This is a genomic window from Dongia mobilis (genome assembly GCF_004363235.1).
GTDB lineage: Bacteria > Pseudomonadota > Alphaproteobacteria > Dongiales > Dongiaceae > Dongia > Dongia mobilis.
The window spans coordinates 1-1,635 of the sequence record NZ_SNYW01000005.1; the positions used below are offsets into that span (position 1 = coordinate 1).

Below are 1,635 nucleotides of genomic sequence, written 5' to 3' on the forward strand. Positions count from 1 at the left end.
GTGTCGGCCATCAGCTCGGCATCGTTGACCGGGTTCTTCAGCCGGCCGATGCTGCTGTCATAGGCGCCATTGCCCATCACCAGCGCCACCCGCGCCGATTCTGCCCGGACCACCCCCGCCTGAACCAATAACCCCACCGCCGCGACAAAGAGTGCGAGTGCATAGCCGGCTGCACTTGGGCCGCCGCCGCTGCGTCGCGTCGTCTGCCGATTTTGCCACATGCTGCATTCCTCCCGAAGCCCGGCCGATGGGCCGCCGATTGGCGGGCGGATGCAGGCCCGCCGCCAGTCGCAATGCGCCATCTCGCAGATCTAGGCAGGATCGCAGCGGCGGAAAATGACGCCGGTCACAGAATGGTCAGGGAATGCCAATCGAGGACTGGATCGAACGTATCGTGGCTTATTGCCACGCGAGCTCGAAATCGCCGACCTTGTTGGCACCGTTATAGATGATGCGGCAATCGCTGCCGCAGGCGCGCAACGCCTCCTCGCGCGCCGTGCCCTCGTCGCAATTGCCCTCGGCGGAGAAACCGCCCCAGCCGGATTTCTTGATCTTGCAGCTGGTCGAGGTGCCGATCCGATCGCCCTTGCCGTTGACCGCGAGAAAGCGGAAATGGGTCTTGATCTCCTTTGAATTCTCGATGAAGCGCTCGACATCGCGGCGCAGCGATTCCGACAGGACCAGGACGCTGCCGCCGCCCTGGGCCGATGCTGCCGGCGCAGTGGCCGTCGGCGTTGCCGGTGACGGCGCCAATGCGGCAGACGATGCCGCAACGGCCGGGGAATCAGCGACCGGCGTTTCGGCAGTTGGAGCCTCGGCGACCGGTTCTGCCGTGGTGGCCGCAACCGTCGGGGTCGCGGTTGCGGCACCAACATCCGACCATACGATTTCGAAATCGCCGACCTTGTTGGCGCCGTTATAGATGATGCGGCAATCACTGCCGCAGGCGCGCAACGCCTCCTCGCGCGCCGTGCCCTCGTCGCAACTGCCCTCGGCGGAGAAACCGCCCCAGCCGGATTTCTTGATCTTGCAGCTGGTCGAGGTGCCGATCCGGTCACCCTTGCCGTTGACCGCGAGAAAGCGGAAATGGGTCTTGATCTTCTCCGAGTTTGCGACAAACCGGTCAACATCGGTCCGCAAGGCGGCGTCGAGCTGCAGCGCGTTGGCTGGCGGCAAAACCAGTTCCGGTGCTGGCGCCGGGGCCGGCGCCATGACGACCGGCTGCGTTTCCTGCCGTTGCAGCAGGCTGGCGCTGACGAAGCCCGTGCCAAAGGAACCCGTGACGCGCAGCCACGCGCCGTCCGCGCTGGCGCCGGTGACCGCGATTTCCTCGTCGCGTTTCAGTCTGCCGAGCACGCGCGCCCCGGTATTGGGTTCGGCCCGGATATTGGCATTCTTCCGCGCCGCATAGATCTCGGGCTGCGCCGGCGGGCTGGGGGTCGTCACTGCGGCGGCCGGGACCGGTTGTACAACGGCCGCAGCCTGCTCGGCCGGGTCCGGCACCGCCGCGACCTGCAGGGGTTCGACCGGCTGCTGTGCGGGCTGCTGTGCGGGTTGCGGGGCGGCGGTTGGCGCCGGCGCGGCTGTGGCGCTTGGCGCGGAAGCGGCTGGCATCAGCACGACATTGGCGGTGAG

General features: G+C 67.0%; 2 protein-coding genes. Both read right to left on the reverse strand.

Annotated features, from left to right (window positions below; translation table 11 throughout):
- Positions 1-221, reverse strand: a 221-nt coding sequence (locus A8950_RS19600; protein ID WP_208109704.1) for a caspase family protein, incomplete at its 3' end; no start/stop codon positions are given.
- A 178-nt stretch (positions 222-399) separates the two neighbouring features.
- Positions 400-1,635 (reverse strand): SH3 domain-containing protein (locus A8950_RS01535; RefSeq protein WP_133611770.1); only part of this gene is annotated, 1,236 nt, incomplete at its 5' end.